Origin of the sequence: Aeromonas sp. R1-1 (genome assembly GCF_040908495.1) — a bacterium.
Taxonomy (GTDB): Bacteria; Pseudomonadota; Gammaproteobacteria; order Enterobacterales; family Aeromonadaceae; genus Aeromonas; species Aeromonas veronii.
Genome location: NZ_JBFODV010000018.1, coordinates 25,339 through 42,026 on the forward strand (window position 1 = coordinate 25,339; position 16,688 = coordinate 42,026).

The 16,688-nt window shown below is 44.7% G+C and carries 13 protein-coding genes; 6 read left to right on the forward strand and 7 right to left on the reverse strand.

The features are described from left to right. Positions 1 to 10: 10 nt before the first annotated feature. Positions 11 to 1,957: a BRCT domain-containing protein gene (locus AB5Y92_RS00845; protein ID WP_368225167.1), complete on the forward strand. Its 1,947-nt coding sequence runs from the start codon at positions 11 to 13 to the stop codon at positions 1,955 to 1,957. A gap of 539 nt (positions 1,958 to 2,496) precedes the next feature. On the opposite strand, the gene istB is transcribed toward AB5Y92_RS00845, so the two are convergent. The 6 genes from istB to AB5Y92_RS00875 form a co-directional block, all read right to left on the reverse strand. After that, positions 2,497 to 3,252, reverse strand: coding sequence for an IS21-like element ISAs29 family helper ATPase IstB (gene istB / locus AB5Y92_RS00850; RefSeq protein ID WP_270660627.1), 756 nt, complete (start codon positions 3,250 to 3,252; stop codon positions 2,497 to 2,499). Positions 3,253 to 3,266: 14 nt separating this feature from the next. Then, positions 3,267 to 4,808, reverse strand: coding sequence for an IS21 family transposase (gene istA / locus AB5Y92_RS00855; protein WP_270660629.1), 1,542 nt, complete (start codon positions 4,806 to 4,808; stop codon positions 3,267 to 3,269). Positions 4,809 to 5,473: 665 nt separating this feature from the next. Next, positions 5,474 to 6,304, reverse strand: a complete 831-nt coding sequence (locus tag AB5Y92_RS00860; RefSeq protein WP_368225170.1) for a hypothetical protein — start codon at positions 6,302 to 6,304, stop codon at positions 5,474 to 5,476. Between the two features lie 62 nt (positions 6,305 to 6,366). Further along, a complete protein-coding gene (locus tag AB5Y92_RS00865; protein WP_368225171.1) occupies positions 6,367 to 8,040 on the reverse strand; it encodes a protein kinase family protein in 1,674 nt (557 codons plus the stop codon). Positions 8,041 to 8,043: 3 nt separating this feature from the next. Continuing rightward, positions 8,044 to 8,781, reverse strand: coding sequence for a hypothetical protein (locus tag AB5Y92_RS00870; protein ID WP_123172657.1), 738 nt, complete (start codon positions 8,779 to 8,781; stop codon positions 8,044 to 8,046). Positions 8,782 to 8,783: 2 nt separating this feature from the next. After that, on the reverse strand, positions 8,784 to 9,617 hold the full coding sequence (locus tag AB5Y92_RS00875) for a vWA domain-containing protein (protein WP_123172656.1): 834 nt from the start codon (positions 9,615 to 9,617) through the stop codon (positions 8,784 to 8,786). Positions 9,618 to 9,977: 360 nt separating this feature from the next. Between AB5Y92_RS00875 and AB5Y92_RS00880 the strand changes: the two genes are divergently transcribed. From AB5Y92_RS00880 to AB5Y92_RS00900, 5 genes are all read left to right on the forward strand, one after another. Then, positions 9,978 to 11,345, forward strand: coding sequence for a hypothetical protein (locus AB5Y92_RS00880; RefSeq protein ID WP_368225173.1), 1,368 nt, complete (start codon positions 9,978 to 9,980; stop codon positions 11,343 to 11,345). A 606-nt stretch (positions 11,346 to 11,951) separates the two neighbouring features. Further along, a complete protein-coding gene (locus tag AB5Y92_RS00885) occupies positions 11,952 to 13,277 on the forward strand; it encodes a hypothetical protein (protein WP_368225175.1) in 1,326 nt (441 codons plus the stop codon). Between the two features lie 280 nt (positions 13,278 to 13,557). Continuing rightward, on the forward strand, positions 13,558 to 13,767 hold the full coding sequence (locus AB5Y92_RS00890; protein WP_042024869.1) for a DUF2892 domain-containing protein: 210 nt from the start codon (positions 13,558 to 13,560) through the stop codon (positions 13,765 to 13,767). 3 nt (positions 13,768 to 13,770) lie between these two features. Beyond that, positions 13,771 to 14,016 carry a hypothetical protein gene (locus tag AB5Y92_RS00895; protein ID WP_052447230.1) on the forward strand — a complete coding sequence of 82 codons (246 nt, stop codon included), beginning with the start codon at positions 13,771 to 13,773 and terminating at the stop codon, positions 14,014 to 14,016. Positions 14,017 to 14,037: 21 nt separating this feature from the next. Then, the gene (locus AB5Y92_RS00900; protein ID WP_139411150.1) at positions 14,038 to 16,185 is read left to right on the forward strand and encodes a bifunctional diguanylate cyclase/phosphodiesterase; all 2,148 of its coding nucleotides are present in this window, start codon (positions 14,038 to 14,040) and stop codon (positions 16,183 to 16,185) included. Between the two features lie 44 nt (positions 16,186 to 16,229). Here the strand turns inward: AB5Y92_RS00900 and AB5Y92_RS00905 are convergent. After that, a partial coding sequence (locus AB5Y92_RS00905; protein ID WP_368225177.1) for a GGDEF domain-containing protein occupies positions 16,230 to 16,688 on the reverse strand: 459 nt, incomplete at its 5' end.

Below are 16,688 nucleotides of genomic sequence, written 5' to 3' on the forward strand. Positions count from 1 at the left end.
GTATCAAAATATGAATGAATTTAAATTTAACGAAAAACAGCTTTCTGCAATTAATAAATTAGGCAAAAAAATAAAGAGAAAAAAAATTGAACAGGCAATTCTTAATAACTCTTTCAATGAACTTGATAATGATGAGCAAGAGATATTTCTAGAAGTTGCTAATGCTTGCTACCGAGTAGGCTTCCCTGTTATTGATGACTCAGAATATGATGTCTTCTATAACCAGTTTTCTAAAAAAGAACCAGCTAGTTCATTTGTTAATTCTGTAGAGCCAGAAGTGCTTCATCTGGGGAAAACTGTACCATTACCTCAGAAAATGTTATCAACAGATAAAGCATATTCCAAAGAAGAGATTCAAAAATGGCTTGAGAGAATTATTAATTCTGCAAATGAATTAAATATAGATGCAAAAAGTATAAGTGTACGCGTTACACCAAAGTTAGATGGCTATGCAGCCTACGATGATGGTGAGCGTTTGTATACTCGCGGTGATGGCGTTAAAGGTCAGGATATCTCAAGAGCATTTGAGCGAGGGCTTCAAGTTGCACAGAGCGGTGCACGAGGGCTTGGTGCTGGAGAAATCGTTATCGATAAAAAATATTTTGAAGAGAATCTAAGCCAGCACTTCGAAAACTCACGCAATATTCAAGCCGCAATAATTGCTGAAAAGAATGTAGATCCATTGGTTCAGCAGGCAATCAATGATGGGGCATGTGTTTTTTACCCATTTGTCCTACTTAAAAATTGGACTGGGCATTATGAGCAGTTGATGACTGACTTCGAGGAGATTATTGATAGCATTTGGAATGCTGTTGATTATGATGTAGACGGAGTGATCCTGGAAGCAGTAGATCCCAGAATTAAAGAAAACATGGGCGCTACGCGGAAATTTCATCGGTGGCAGATTGCATTCAAAGTAAATGCTGAGTCCGCAGATGTGGAGGTTCTTGAGGTTACGCCTCAAACGTCAAGAACTGGAAGAGTTTCACCAGTTGCAGAGTTGGTGCCAACTAAGATTAGTGGTGCCACGATTAGTAGAGTGACAGTTCATCATTACAATATGGTCAAAACGAATGGTATTGGCAAAGGAGCTATTGTTCAGGTCGTGCGGAGTGGCTTGGTTATCCCTAAAATTGAAAAAGTAATTAAGCAGGTTGAACCACAAATCCCAACAAACTGTCCAAGTTGCCAGTCTCATCTAGTTTGGGAAGCAGATCACTTAATTTGTCAAAACAAAAGTGACTGTCCTGCTCAGACTGAGAATACATTGATTCATTTCTTTAAAACATTAGGTAACAATGATGGGTTTGGGCCGAAGGTTATAGAGAAGTTTACCAATAAAGGAATTAAGCACATACATGAAATATATGAGCTTAAAGCACATCATTTTTCTGGCTATGGCTTTGCAGAAAAAACAGCAAAAAATTTATTTGAACAGCTCCAGCTCAGTCGTAATGTAGAAATTGAGGATTGGCGCTTTCTATCGGCTTTTGGTGTAAGTCGCCTGGGTGGTGGTAATTGTGAGAAACTTCTTCGTCATTATTCTCTGACAGAAATATTTGATCTGTCTGCCGAGGATATCGGTAAGCTTGATGGTTTTGCACAACAGAGTTCAGAAGCGATTTTGGAAGGGTTGGCTAGCATTAAAGATGAGTTCTTTAAGGTCTACTCACTCGGTTTCAACTTGAGTATTACTCCCAAAGCATCCGATGATAGCCAGATTTCCACTCCTATTGCTGGGGCCACTATCGTTTTCACTGGCACTATGATTAAAGGCACTCGCTCCGACATGGAAAAACAGGCAAAGGCTTTAGGTGCTAAAGTTGCAAAATCAGTAACAGGTCAGACTACGTACCTTGTTACGGGAACAAAGGTCGGTGAAACAAAGATAAATAGTGCAAAAGAGAAAGGCGTTAAAGTTATCACAGAGGATGAGTATCTAGATTTAATTAGTTAAGTTTTGGGGTGTTAAAACTACTTATAATCTGGTGTAGAAGTAATAAATCCTGCACCAGATTATAAAACTTTTTGATGTGAAAAATTCCAATTAATGTGAGATATGGCGGCTATCATCAAAACCTTTTTCTAAAGGGTTCATCAAAGCAGATGGCTCTTGCAATTTCACTTCTCATTTCTGTCTTCTCCTGCTCGTTCAAACTAACCAAGTTATGAGAAAACTCATTAAAAAACAGCACAGGCTTAAATAAATATTGTGTTGAATCAAGAAACTCATGATTCACTCGCATCGAGAGATACTCAAGTTTATCAATGAACCTATTATAAACCCAGCCACTTCTATGGCCTTTATTCTTAGCTGCCTCTGCAAGAACCTCTATCTCTCGCGTCAAGAATGAGTTAACCAGCTCAGCCTGGGTAGGAACATTTGCACACAATGTTTTAAATGAATCAACCCACCTGCGTATTCCGGCGAAGTTGAACAGCCATTCCGGCCAACGTGAACACCCTGATCCTTAACGCGCTCACGTCATCCCGTTTCTAACTCGACTGTTCAGATTGGGTCAACTCACTTCTCCTCTTTCTCATCGATTCTCCCTTCAGTGACAGCCGGTGAGCGTTGTGCATCAGCCGGTCCAGGATCGCATCTGCCAGGGTGTTGTCTCCCAGGCTCGCGTACCACTCTTCCGTTGGCAGCTGACTCACCACCACCGTCGAGTATTTCCCGTACCGATCATCCATTATCTCCAGCAGGGCGTTGCGCTGCTCGGCATTCACCGCTTCCAGTCCCCAGTCATCGAGGATCAGCAGCTCTATCCTGGCCAGTTGACCCAGCAGTCTGGCGTAACTGCCATCTACCTTGGCCTGGCTCAGTTCAAGCAGTAGACGCGACAACCGGTAGTAGCGAGTGCTCCGTCCTTGCTGACAGGCTTGGTAGCCCAGCGCACAAGCCAGGTAGGTTTTTCCACAGCCACAGGGGCCGGTAATGAGCAGGTTCTGGCCTCGGCGCAGCCACTCTCCTTGGGCCAGGTTTGCAACCTGTGACCGCTCCAGGTTGCGTGCAGACTGGTAGTCCACCTCTTGCACCGTGGCTTGGAGTTTGAGCCGCGCCTGCTTGACTAGCCGAGCTTGTTTACGTTGCTCCCGGCTCAGTTGTTCGTGTTCGACCAGCAGGCTTAGACGCTCGATGAAGGGCAGCCCTTCGTAGGTACTGGCCTGTTCCAGTTGTTGTTGCACTGCATCCGCCATGCCGGTCAGTTTCAGGTTTCTCAGGCGGGTCAGGGTTTGTTGGGTCATGGGGCGTATCCTCTTTAGTGGAAGCTCTGGGGGCCACGGATGTTCTCGTGCTCTTGCGATAACTCTGGGTAGCTCAGCGGGCTTGCGGGCAGTTTGTCGCGGCCACTGCTCAGCACCGACTTGAGCTGTTTGAGTCGCACCAGTCCTTCCCGATTAGCCAACTGGCAGCAGGCCTCGACCCGTGATGGCGGATACTCCCGGCTAAGACTCAGTAGCCCCAGGCAGAGTCGGTATGCCTGCTCGGCATGGGCTTTCTCTTCCAGCCGTTCGCTAACCCAGCACAAGGTGCCCGGTCCGATGTCAGCAGCCCATTGCTTGAGACGGCCTGGCGTCCAGCGTTGCTGTTTGCTGTGGCGTTCCGGCATATGTTCCGGGAGCGTGCTCATCCCCGGGATGGTTTTACGCGGATGGCTCGCGACCAGATGTTGCTGGTGATAGACCTGAAGCAAAGTGTCGCCAGCATGGAGCTCCAGTTGCTGGCCCACATACTGGTGTGGCACCGAGTAGTGGTGCTGCTCATAGCTGACGTGATAGTCGATGTTGACCTTGACCGTTTTGATGGCGACATAGCGATAGGGATGCACCGGCAGTGGTCCCAGCGCCGGGCGGTCCAACTGCTCAAACGCCTCGCGCCGGTTACCGGGCAGTTGCTTGAACGGGCGCTCGTTGAGTTCGTCCAGCAAGGCCCGGATGCACTGGTTGAGCTCGGCCAGCGAGAAAAAGGTCTGGTGGCGCAAGCGGGCGAGGATCCAGCGCTCGACGATCTGCACACCCACCTCAGCCTTGGCTTTATCCTTGGGCTTGTAAGGGCGAGCTGGCATCACTGCCACCTGATAGTGCTCGGCCAACTGCTGGTAGCTGGGGTTGAGCTCGGGATCGTATCGGCAAGCCTTGCTGACACCGCTTTTGAGGTTGTCGGGGATCAGCAGTGCCGGTGTACCGCCGAAAAACTCAAAGGCACGGACATGGCTTTGCAACCAGTCCGGCAGTGACTGTGACCAGGTAGCCTCGGCAAAGGTGTAGTTGGACGCACCAAGCACGGCGACAAAGATCTGGGCCTGACGGACCTCCCCCGTGGAGGGCGAGGCGATGGGCACCGTGGGCCCGCAGTAGTCGATAAAGAGCTTTTCCCCCGCCTTGTGGATCTGGCGCATGGAGCGCTTTTGCAACTGACACCAGGATTTGTAACGGTCGCAGAACTGGGAGTAGCTGTAACAGCTGTTGGGATAGCGCTGGGTGTACTCCTCCCAGAGCAGTTGTTTGGAGACCCCCTTACGCTTGAGCTCCTGATGGACAGAGGGCCAATCCGGTACAACATGGCGGGCCGAGATGGTGGTATCGGCCTGCGGATAGAACAGGGCCGCCAGTTGGCCATCATCAAGCTCGCTAGGTAAGGGCCAGGTCAGGCCGAGCGTCTGGGCACTTTTGAGGAGTTTCTGGATGGAGCCAACGCTGACCTTGGTGCAGCAACTTATCTGGCGAACAGAGAGGTCAGCTTCCAGCCGCAGTCGCAGCACTTCACGAATTTTACGCATTGCAATCCTCTTGGCAGACATAGGCTCTTCCCTGGCAAAAGGGAGAGCGTATCAAAGGTTGTTAAATCAATGCGTTAAGGATGATTCCGGTGAATGTGAACAGTGATTCCGGGATGTTGAACACTGTTTCCGGAAAGGAGGAGCAAAGTGTTCAGGTTGAGCCGGAATGAGCGTTCACATTGGTCCGGAAATGGTGTTCACGTTGAACCGGAATCGGTGTTCATGATCGGCCGGAATATGCACCACCACCGATTAAATGGAATAGAGGAAAATGCACAACTACCGCCAAGCCAGGGTGACCGATACCCAATATCTAATCTACGAGTCGCCTCGTTTGAAGACAAAGGGAAAAATTTTTCAATACTATCGAGCCGTGAGCTGAGCCTGAAGCCAGCTGTCCCCTCTGCTTCGTATACCTCACCAGTGTTGTAGCTGCCGATATGGTGGTATAGAACCGTACCAAAGGGGGCACTGCGTTGGTCTTCCACTAACTGATATAAAGCAAAAGACCTGCAATTTCCCAGATCCGCCCCTACTTTTAAATCCTCACACAGGCTAGCATTAGTAGAAAACGTGCTATTAAATTCACTTATGACATCTGAATAATTTTTCATTATTTGCCCATCTAGGAACATTAAACTATCAAAAGCTCGGAGACTTATAGCTATCAACAGCCTATTAAACGATCAATAATCTGTGTCATTGCTCTCATTGAATAGTTTTTTATGATGTATTTTTCGTCTGAAATTTGGTGTGATTTTTTTATTAAGCACTAGGTCACTAGGTAGTTCCTTCGGCTCATGTAATAAACCATTATTCAGAATCTTTGTAGATATACAGTTTAAAAACCTTATAAAAAAACCAGCAAACTCTTTAGACGTGTACTCAAACCAATCCAGATCTTTTTCTATCAAGCGCCCAAGCTTTTCCACGTATTGTTCTATTGTATTCTGTGATGTGTCACCATTATAGTTCATGTCATGAATTAAATTCTCAAGATACTCCACCTCTAAATATTCGGTTCTAACAACATAACGATGATGTGCGTTCTCATTCCTAATATCAAATAATAAAGGGTTAAAAAATGTGTGGAGCATTACCTTCTCGCTCTCAAAAGAGATCCCATTTGACTTGTAACACAACTCTAGAAAGGAGATAAAGTAAGCTAATCTATCGTACAAAACAACACACTCGGATAGATATGAGCGATATTCGTGTTTGAGAGATTGAATCGTTAATCGGTCATTATTAAAAATAGTAGATGCTTTATAGCTGATATAGTTTCGACTTTTACAATTTTCGAACAATTCGCCCCTTGAAAAAGCTAATATTGCATAAAATTTCTGTAAATCATCTAACGAATTATTATTTTTATCCGTTAATATATTGAACCGTGGGTCAACATTTTCTGCACAATTTTCATTGACATAATTATTGATGGCTATTAATAGCTCATGTGTTCTAATGACTTCCAGCTCCGGCCCCCAATTATAATTTTGGATGAATATCTTTTCCAAATTACATCCTTAGGTTATTGTAACCATATAAAAGTGAGATGACCACACAAGTGATTGTGTCTTTAATTAATGCAGCCTTTTAGCATAACAAGGCCAACAACTATAATAAAAAGCCATCCTCCCCAACCTAAGCCAGATGATTTCCTATTAGTACCGATTGGGTTGTTCCTTGCAGAATTGCCCATGTTTGAAGATAGATGTACGGGGGACGCACTCGTGTATGTTACCTGAGGTACTTGCTGAGCCCGCATCTTCTCAAGAAGCTGCTGATTTGAGCTCTTCTGGGGAGCTGTGGGGGTTGGCCTTATTTGAATTGGCGAATTTGAAGCTCTAGTACCTTTTGTCATTGTTGAGAGAATGCCTGCATTTTGACTCGGCACAGTCCTAGCCGGAGCTGCGATCCCCCCAAGAAGACGGTATCTGGCTTCCTGTTCTGGTATCTGCTGTATCTGACCTGGTGCAGTTATAGTGATTGAGATATGTGTGTAGGTAGTCGATTTTGCATGTCCATGATAAGGCGCATCAACGAGGCCTGTAACGGACAGCCAACGACCAACCCAAGTCTGGTCAGGTACATTAGCACCAATCGCATTCATGCCATCAGACCAGATAGCTAACTTGACAGCCTTGCCACGCCAATCAGAGAAATTCACGAATACATAAGGTTTTCTATTCGCTCCCCACCCACGGCGAACAGAATGGATTTTACCAATGAGCTCTATTCTGCTCCCAACCTGTTCAAATACTTTTTCATATTTCAACGCATCACAAACTACATATGCACCTTGATAGCCTGCCTTAGCCAAGGTAGCCCCTTGGCCAAATATAATTTCCTCGTGGTAGATCCCCTTATTCTGAAGAAAATCTACAAGGGTAGGAACTCTATTAAAGTCCCCAAGTGCCACTCTAGCTAAGTTTTTGACATGTAACCCCACGCCAGTGATTTTTAAAACCTCTTTAAATATCACTGAAGAGCTAGGATCTAAAAAGTCATTCCGCCTAAATACAACTGCACTCGGTTCAGACCGAGAAATAGTCCAAATCGAAGAAGACGCAATCAATGCTTGGAGTGCGACATCCAGCGTTAAAAATGAAAAACGGTCAAGCTTTTCATTGAAATCATTAGCAGTACGCTTGGGATGTTGAAAGTTAACCTGTCCCAATTCAGTTGCTTTAGATGATTGCAGTGCTTCAACATACATTCCATCATAATCAATGAGTTGAATCGTGCTACCACCTGCACTCACCATTATATTTTCTGGCTGAATATCACCATGAGAAATCTGATTTTTCTCTAGAAAGTCTGCTAAATTAGCCAATGCTTGCCGTAGTCTTTGAAGAGACTGAGGGTTACGATATTCATTCTCCAGGAATTCAGCTAATGTTTGTCCTTGTGCCCAAGCCATCTTTACGATGGGATACATAACCCCCTGAATACGAATACCCGCTGGGATGAATTCAAATGGTAGAAAATAAGGACTCGCCAATTGCTTAATTCGAGAGGATATCGCTTGATATCTTCTCTCTAACTCTCGTGATTCCTTGTGAAAACAACGCAGTGCAAATTTCTTACCTCCAGCCTGTACAGTATACGTGAGTGCAAATCCACCACATAAAGCCAGAGGAAGCCCTAAGCCAGTAGTCTTTAATGTACCATGCTTTAACTCTGCGTCTTGTAATACGAGTTGTGGGGATTGTAGAGCCTCGTTGTATTGCTCAAGGGTTGGATATGCCATGGCTTAAACTTCACTGGTCAGGCTAATGAGAATTAAAGTGGTATCATCTCGACGGAGTTTTCCAATTGCGCGTTCTGTTTCAACAAGCTTCTGAAGTTCCTGTTGGCTTCTGATACTAATAAGCCTCTCAAAAGCCGAGCTATCACCATGCTCCTGATGATGCAGTAGCCATGCCCCGAGAGCATCAGTCATACAGAGAAGCAATTTCGTCTGATCGTCCTTGTAACTCCAGTCCTTTTGAGTCAACAAAATACTATTAGTGTCGCTTAATAATGGGTTTAACTCATTGCGCGTTGATAGAAGAGTCGGTTTTTGAGTGAATTGGTCTGCACAATAATACGGTATTGTATCCAACAGGGTATGACCATCGCTCCAAACAGCAAGACTATCTCCCAGGGCACACACGTTGATGTTCTCGTGAATGGGGTCATCTTGGACAATCAACATCGTAGCAAAGCTGCCTCTTTCGTAAGCAGCTGCCTTTGACCAAGACAGAGTGCTCGGATCATGTAGAAGGTTATATTTTGTGATGCATGAAGAGAGCGCCTCATCCAAAGGCGCTGTATCTATACATTCATCCACAAGCAAATTAGCCCAGCTTTTAGCATCAAACGACTCAGAAGCCCCATCTGACAGCACCACGCGGCCTCGTTCTTGGTCTATGCGGTAAGCATCTTCGTTATCGTTTGGTTGCTCAATATGCTTGGCTACGGTTCCATCAAACAGGATGTGGAATTCCATAGTTAACGTAGCTGGGCGGCGCGGGTGCCAATATCAAAGAAGTCCACAACCTCAGTAATCTCGCCATTGAAAACAAAGCCACGAGATTCCATCGTTGCTTTGATCCCTTTTTCTTCTGCAACTTTTTGAAGGTGTACAGGTAAAGGGCTGGACATACTGAAAAGGAGTCTTGCATAGCTGTCACTTAGACCAGCGTCAGATATAGGGAATTTTACGGGGTCACCACCACTAGAACTCACATGAAGATTGAATAGCAGAACGTTGCCATCGTTGGTACTAATCTGTTGGAGTTGTTGTGCTAGGCTCCCAGGTTCGCCATCTGTAGACTCACCATCAGTGATATGCAGAACAGTCGGTGGGTAGCTGTCTGGGTGTGCATCACACCAAGCCACTAACTGTTCAGCAGCACTGGTGATGGCGTTACACATAGGCGTTCCGCCCGCAGCCTTGGGCTCAAACCATACAGGGAATTTGATAGCTTGGTCGACTAGACCACCCGCACCATCATCTACTCGCTTAATCCGATCTTCTACACGCAATGGATTAGCTTCAATTTGAGAGATTGGATGAAGAATTGTCCCTGATAAGGCACCACCAAGCCCGTTTTCTGCGGTAGAACCGCTATAGCCTAAAACACCAACCTCGAAGTAATCACGAGTCCCTTCTGACTTAGTGCAGCGAGTAATAAGAGTGGCTAAAGTTCGATTAAGAACATCGGCTACAAATTGGGCTTTGGACTTGCCATTAGTCATGGAATCTTGCATCGACCCAGATTGGTCTACCAAAAACAAGAATGCTGTAGGACTGGTACGGCTGATTTCGGCACTATAGCTCATAGAATCCTTCAATGATGAGTTTTATCAAAAGGATAAGATAAAATAATCAGCAAGGATATTTGTTAACTCAGGTCACATTTTTCAACCAACAACCAACAACCAACAACCAACAACCAACACCGCCAAGCGTTGCTTGACCTTAAAACTCTTGCCGCCCATCACCCAGCAACTGATGTCACTATCGCTGGAACCTTCCTTTCTCCCGTCCCCTACGCAACTCGAAGCTCAAGACCAAGCGTATGACTCAGCGAACCCTGTTATTCGGCTTACGCTAAATAATAAATGTGGTATTTATGATGTATATACAACATTTATTCTTTCCGCCATGATATGTGCATCGTCACTTAGGAGCTCATTCATATGGGAAGAACATCGTTTGTCATCAATCCTGAAAGGCTGAAGGGTCTGCGCGTTGAATCAGGCCTGACCCAAGAAATGTTGATGAGTAAGGCTTACAAGATTTTGGGACGCTCTCCAGAGGCCGCACCAAAAACCCTCATTGGTCATTACCAACGAGTAGAAAAGAACGGACATACCAGCAAGGCTTTGGCTGATGCTCTAGCTCAAGCACTTGAAACAACTGTAGAGGTATTACAAGGAAAAGACACCCCTGAGTCTTACCATTATATAGATAAATTAGTCAAGCAACTAAAATCACAGCTGGAACTTGGCAATAACCAAGCACTTAATAATGAGTTTTCTGAGTGGCAAAGCAAATATAATGGTCAATGTCCTGATATGAACAAAGATATCTATGACTTTGCAAGAGATCTTGGCATCCAAATAGAACTGGCTCAATTGATTGGACAACCTGACGAGTTAATAAAACTTCGAGATATTACAGGTTGGAGTAGCGAGCAAATTCTAAATCCTGCAAATGTACATGGTCACTGGTTTATCCGTAAGACTGTAATGGATTCAATAAGTACAAGTTTTGAGTATGGCCTTAGTGAGATTATGTGGGAGGTACGGGATGTCATCAAGAAGGTGGGTCATTACTATACTGAAGATATGCATATCAGCATTAAGCATACATATCCTTGGATACATGTAGATCTTATCCACCCCAGAATTAGTGGCTTCCATAAAACCACTTTCATTTTTTCAAGAACGTTACCTAAGCCTGATGGATTAAAATGGGTATCACCCAGTGAAGCAGATAAATGGATGTTGTCTGAGTTAGACCGAATAGCTTTTGATGAGGCTAATTTCGTCACCTTAAATGATGAAGTTCTGTATCCATCAGACATAAAAAATCTGAGACTGAAAATAATTGAAATAACGGACAATGCTAAGAGCAGAACTGCATATTCCGGAGGTTGGTTTACTGACCAAGAAGATTCGGTATTTAACAGGTTTATAGTTAGTGGTAGATCTCACGCCTGGATAGTTAATAAGCTTACTAGTGGTCTAGCAGAGGGATTGCGTACTCATCTTCATCAACTACCTGGGGTCTCATGGAAGGTCAGTCCGAATAATGGAACAATTAATTTAACCTACGACACGTGGAGATTATCTCCGGAAAAACGTAGAAAACTTGGCTTTTACAATCTAAGTTACACTATTTCGTTAGTTGAACTAATGCCTGATGGTAGCTATCGAGCTGCACCGTGGTCTAAAAAAGGCATAGAGGATGCAGCTAATAATATAGCAAGACAATTACAGTGGGTATGGGCATCAGAAGATTCTGCTTCTGATGATGAGCGGATAATTCTTCACTTTCAGTGATATAACAAAACTTGAAGAAACAGTTATAGATTTAACTAATGCATCCTCGCCGGAGGAGTCATGAGATATTCAACTTCTAAAGAAATAGATGTTATTGTGCGGAAGTATATCAAACGAAAATGGAGATACAAACGAGGTAAAAAACATGGCCTGTTATACCCTCCAAACTGTGGTTTATTTATCGTAGTACCTGGCTCTCCTAGTGATAGCCTTGCAGGGTTCATTTTTAGTCAAGAGATAAGGAGACTAGAAAGGCGTGTACAGATCTAGTTATCACCTGACACCGGCCTCGACCGGTGTCTTGTTTACGCTACTTTCGTGCGCCTTTCCTTTGGTATCAATTTCAGAGCCTTCCACCGTACTGCATCCATCCCCCCTCCCTGATTACCAGCCCGCTCCTACGCATCCTCTAAAGCCCAATGAGCTCACCTGGGGAGTGGTCATATCTCTAAAATCCAATTGGAACTTGATGAAGTTCAAAGTAATTAACTGTAACTATATGATTTTTCATAAAAATGTTGTAGTTACTCATGTGGTGAAAGCATCTAAATGAACTAAAAAAAATGATGCGTTCTATTACATAATTCATTTATAGGTTGAATAGATATGGCAAGAATCCTGATGACTCGTGCTCTTGACGACAACGGCCATATAGTTGATGTCAAAGACGTTGTGAGTGGAAAAGCATGCAATTGCATATGCATCGGTTGTCAGGGCGCTGTCTGGGCTATGAAAGGGCAAGTTAAAGCCCATTATTTTGCTCATGAGCCTAATTCAATCGAGCAGAATTCCTGTACCTGGAGGCCAGAAACCGAAATACATATCTTGGCTAAAGAGGTTTTAGCAACGGATAGGCAGTTGATACTGCCGATTGGAACTATAAACCCAATCCATAAAAACATAGTTTTTGATGAGATGGTATGTGAGGTTTATGAGGGCCGAGTTATCCCGGATGTAATTGGGTTCATCGATGGAGAGAAGGTTCTCATCGAAGTTGCAGTTACGCACTTTTGTGATCGAGAGAAAGTTAAAGAATTAAAGAGGGTGAATGCAACCTGCATTGAACTTGACCTGAGTGGATTTCGTGTGAAAGGAGAGATAATATCAAAAGAAGAGATAAGAGATTATCTAAAAAAATGCCCCAAAAAATGGGTGTCTGTAGCCCCTGTAGGCAACTTCTCCGAAATGATTTACTCCCATAATAGACAACAATTATTGTCTTTACAGCATCAGTATTCATCTTTGAGTTCAAAGCACCAGACAGAGGTTAAAAAACTTAATGCAGAATTCGAAGCGATAAAAAATACGCGCGAATCAGAACTAAGCGATATGCAAAGAGTGATTCAACAGTCTCGGCATGCAGAAGGCAAGGCTAACGCCATTTTAAAAAGATGGGAGAGAGTGTTAAAAGAAAAAGAGTCGTCCATTTTAGAGGCACAGGAAAAAATAATCCTATTGGAAGATCAATACAGAAGCTTTGAAATGGAATTGAAAGACCGTCTATATCATAGACAAGATGAAGTTGATCAAAAGCAAGATTTACTACGTGACCTTCTTAATTTAGATGAACTTAAGGCTGAGTTTTATTCACAGGTTGATGATATAAATAGAACCATTAAAGCCAAAGAGGCTCAGCTTGAAGCTAGTGAAGTCGAAATACGCAGGCGGTCAGCCTCGTTAAACCTTATACAAAAAAATCTAAATGATAGCCTCATCTCATTACAAGAACGAGAATATGCTCTAACAGAAAGATCCAAAGACTTGGCAAACATCGTAGATATTAAATCAAGAGAGCAGGCTAAAGTAATGTTTGAGCAGTTACTGAAAGAAAAAGCAAATGAGATAAAAGCTCTTGAGGAAAAAGAAAGGAAAGCAAAAAAAGATATTGATGATTTAAGGCGAAAATATAGTTCATATATCAAGATCCCATAACTTATTTTGGTCTTTTCAAAACTACTGCTACGCGCTAGATCCCGTCATCAACTTACAGCAAACCAAATGTTCTCTGACCCCAAGCATAGAGTACCAACTCGGTAAAGTTTGCTGACCAGCTATAAGAGCATCTCTAGTGACATCATTGACAATAATCGACTGATATACTTGAATGGGCTCAATTGAGATTTTTTCATTTTCTGCGAACAGCTTTGCTCACCTAGCCCCTCTTATCAAGCAAGAGAGTGATTCAACACTCTTGCCATCGGAGGAGACTGACATGTTCTATGTAAAGAATGTCCCAAACTGGGAGCGAGTGTTACGCATCATCCTGGGCATCATGGCGCTTGTGTTTCCAGTGATGAGCTGGGGGAAATCTGACCTTGCTGTTGCAGCAGGAGTAATGAGTGCCATCCTTTCCATGACGGGCCTGATGGGGTTCTGCCCGATGTGCGCCATGGTTGGCCGTAAACTCGACAAAAGGAACTGAGTCATGACACATTGCATGATGGAAAAAGAGAACCTCATTCTGTCTGCTCAGACAGAAGATCATGCGGCTATCTCCCGCTTGCTGGCAGTATGCCATGCAGATGCACGGCGCTACGCACGCAAACACTGTCATGCCAGTGATGTTGATAACACCAATCAGATCGCCGCAGCGGATGTTGCTGAAATAACACTGACACTGGGTGAGCCTTCCAAAGGCTTGCAGAATTCCGCCTCAAGATTCCACACATGACAAAGTTGGGTGGCTACAAAGATGATGAATAATCCTTTTTTGGTGCTGGTTGACAACAGTTCGATACGAACACTGCTCCTTATCGCCTTTTCCCTGCTTTTGTTACTTCTGCTTGCCGTCTCGTCCGTTGCCCTGCATCGTTTTAATACGTTAACAGATGGAATCAATCAGTTTGTCGAGCAGCAAGCACGGATTGAATTTCTTGCCCAACGAGCTAATCAATACTCTCAGAACGCAGCACTGCATTTGCTGCTTCTTCTGCAAACAGACGAACGTTACAAGCGTGTACCCCTCTATACAGCGATGGACTCTGCACTGGCTGCATCCGATGCCGCTATTGAAGGATTAGAACGGGCTGCATCAATGGGGGGAGATGTGGGTGATATTGACCAACTCATAAACCTGCGAAAGCATTATGGTGACTCTTTTCAGCAAACGGTGGAACGAATCGAAATTGATGGCTTGTCTTCCGCTCGCCAACACTATGAAGAGCAAACTGATGTACTTCTTAAAGCATTGCTTGTTCAGACACTACGTATTGCAGAGCATCAGCAAGAACTGATGCAAAGTGGGGTTATCGCACTCAAAGACGATGCAAACCGAGCGCGTTTGACCGTTATTATCCTTGCATTCAGTGCGCTCGTCACTGGAAGTGTCTTGGCGCTGTTGATTGCCAGAAGCATTGCCAAACCTGTACACAAAGCTGTGATGGTCGCTGAGGCTATAGCTGGAGGGGATTACCAGTGCAAGGTGCCTTTAGGCCTAGGCGTTGAAACGAAAGCACTTATGCGGGCTCTTGATACCATGCGCCGTAGTATCTCGACCCGCGAGCAGCATATTTTGCGGCTAGCGTATGCGGATCCACTTACTGAGCTCCCAAACCGCACCTGTTTTATGGAGGCGCTGACAGAGGCGGCTTTACAAGGTAGTGGCGCTTTAGTGCTCATCGATATTGATAGATTTGCCCAAATTAATAATGCTCTGGGCCATCTGGTGGGCGACAGGCTCCTACAGGAGATGGCTCAACGTTTACTCGCCATGGTTGCTGGCAAGCACTTGGTGGCGCGTTTGGGAGGCGATGAGTTTGCGCTACTTATCAAAGAGGTCGATTACTTCAATATCCTTGATAATGCCCAAGAGTTACTGGGGCAACTCCGTAAGCCTATTGAACTGGATGGTCAACGCCTTGACGTTGAGGGCAGTCTGGGGATCGCGATATTTCCAGAAGATGGTAATAACAGCAGCTTGCTAATGAGGCGAGCAGGTATGGCAATGCGTCATGCCAAACGCCGCCGTGACGGTTTCGCCTTTGCGTGCAAGATTGCAGATGAATCCCCCCATGAGCAATTAGCCTTGATTGGTGAAATGCGAGATGCCTTGATCAACGAGGAGTTTGTCGCCTTCTTTCAACCCAAGTTGGAGCTTGCGAGTGGCCTCGTCAAGGGAGCAGAAGCATTATTGAGATGGCAACACCCAACCAAAGGGTTGGTGCCACCTGGACGCTTTATTCCGTTTGCCGAGCAAACGGGATTTATCCGTGAGATCACGCCATGGTTATTAGCGCATGTGATATGTCAAGCGGCTTCCTGGCACCGAGAGGGACACGATATCGTCACGTCAGTCAACTTGTCTACGCTCGACTTGACATCCCCAGACCTAGTACCAAAGGTCATAAAGTCACTGCAAGAGAATACCTTACCTGCTCAGCTGCTTTGTCTGGAAGTCACTGAGAGCGCACTCATGGATGATCCTGATATTGCGTTACAGCATTTGAAAGAGCTTGCCAGCCTGGGGGTGAAGCTATCCATTGACGATTATGGTTCAGGGCAAGCCTCTCTCGCTTATGTGAAGAATTTACCTGTGCATGAATTGAAGATTGACCGCATTTTCGTGAGCGGTGTTGACCAGCATTTTAGAAATGCAGCTATTGTCCGCTCCACCATTTTGTTGTGTCAGGAACTGGGATTGTCAGTTGTCGCGGAGGGGGCCGAAACCCAGGAAGAACTTGCATGGTTGAGGGCCAATCATTGCGATACCGTGCAGGGCTATGTTGTCGCCAAGCCAATGCCCGCAGAGGAATTTGCTGGTTGGGTTACTGTCCATCATACTCACAATAGGGAGGATGGTATTTTTCCTCACACAGTCGAACTGTATACAGAACAAAAATAAAGAAGTATTTACACCTTGTACTTATCACCTGAAAATTAAGCGGTTTATTTTTTTAGCTTGCATGAATACATTTCTTCATCGGCCAAGCACAGTAGACTGTCTAAATTAGGAGGGGTGAGAGCATCGTATACAACGATACCTAGTGAGCAAGAGAGTTGATAAGGCTTGCCGCTGGTGTGGTTAAAATTCTCTAGTGCATTATAAAATCTCTCTTTTATCCGTGAGCTATGTTCATGACCCGTGCCAGGTAAAAGAACAACAAACTCATCGCCACCTAAACGAGCCGAAATATCGGCATCTCTAAATACGCGACACAGTAATTCAGCCATCTGGCATAAAGCATCATCACCGACATTATGCCCATATGTATCATTGATCACTTTGAAGTGATTAAGATCTAAAAATAACAGCGTGACTGGATTTTTTACGCGAAATGCATATTTCAAACTTTTGTCGGCAAGGAGCATGAATCCACGGCGGTTGGTAATCCCCGTCAATTCATC

Bases quoted from the DNA above. Each gene is read 5' to 3' on its own strand.
- AB5Y92_RS00890 (WP_042024869.1), top strand. From the start codon at position 13,558: ATGTTCTATGTAAAGAATGTCCCAAACTGGGAGCGAGTGTTACGCATC.
- istA (WP_270660629.1), bottom strand. From the start codon at position 4,808: ATGTCTGCCAAGAGGATTGCAATGCGTAAAATTCGTGAAGTGCTGCGA.
- AB5Y92_RS00885 (WP_368225175.1), top strand. From the start codon at position 11,952: ATGGCAAGAATCCTGATGACTCGTGCTCTTGACGACAACGGCCATATA.
- AB5Y92_RS00900 (WP_139411150.1), top strand. From the start codon at position 14,038: ATGATGAATAATCCTTTTTTGGTGCTGGTTGACAACAGTTCGATACGA.
- istB (WP_270660627.1), bottom strand. From the start codon at position 3,252: ATGACCCAACAAACCCTGACCCGCCTGAGAAACCTGAAACTGACCGGC.
- AB5Y92_RS00845 (WP_368225167.1), top strand. From the start codon at position 11: ATGAATGAATTTAAATTTAACGAAAAACAGCTTTCTGCAATTAATAAA.
- AB5Y92_RS00875 (WP_123172656.1), bottom strand. From the start codon at position 9,617: ATGAGCTATAGTGCCGAAATCAGCCGTACCAGTCCTACAGCATTCTTG.
- AB5Y92_RS00865 (WP_368225171.1), bottom strand. From the start codon at position 8,040: ATGGCATATCCAACCCTTGAGCAATACAACGAGGCTCTACAATCCCCA.
- AB5Y92_RS00870 (WP_123172657.1), bottom strand. From the start codon at position 8,781: ATGGAATTCCACATCCTGTTTGATGGAACCGTAGCCAAGCATATTGAG.
- AB5Y92_RS00895 (WP_052447230.1), top strand. From the start codon at position 13,771: ATGACACATTGCATGATGGAAAAAGAGAACCTCATTCTGTCTGCTCAG.
- AB5Y92_RS00880 (WP_368225173.1), top strand. From the start codon at position 9,978: ATGGGAAGAACATCGTTTGTCATCAATCCTGAAAGGCTGAAGGGTCTG.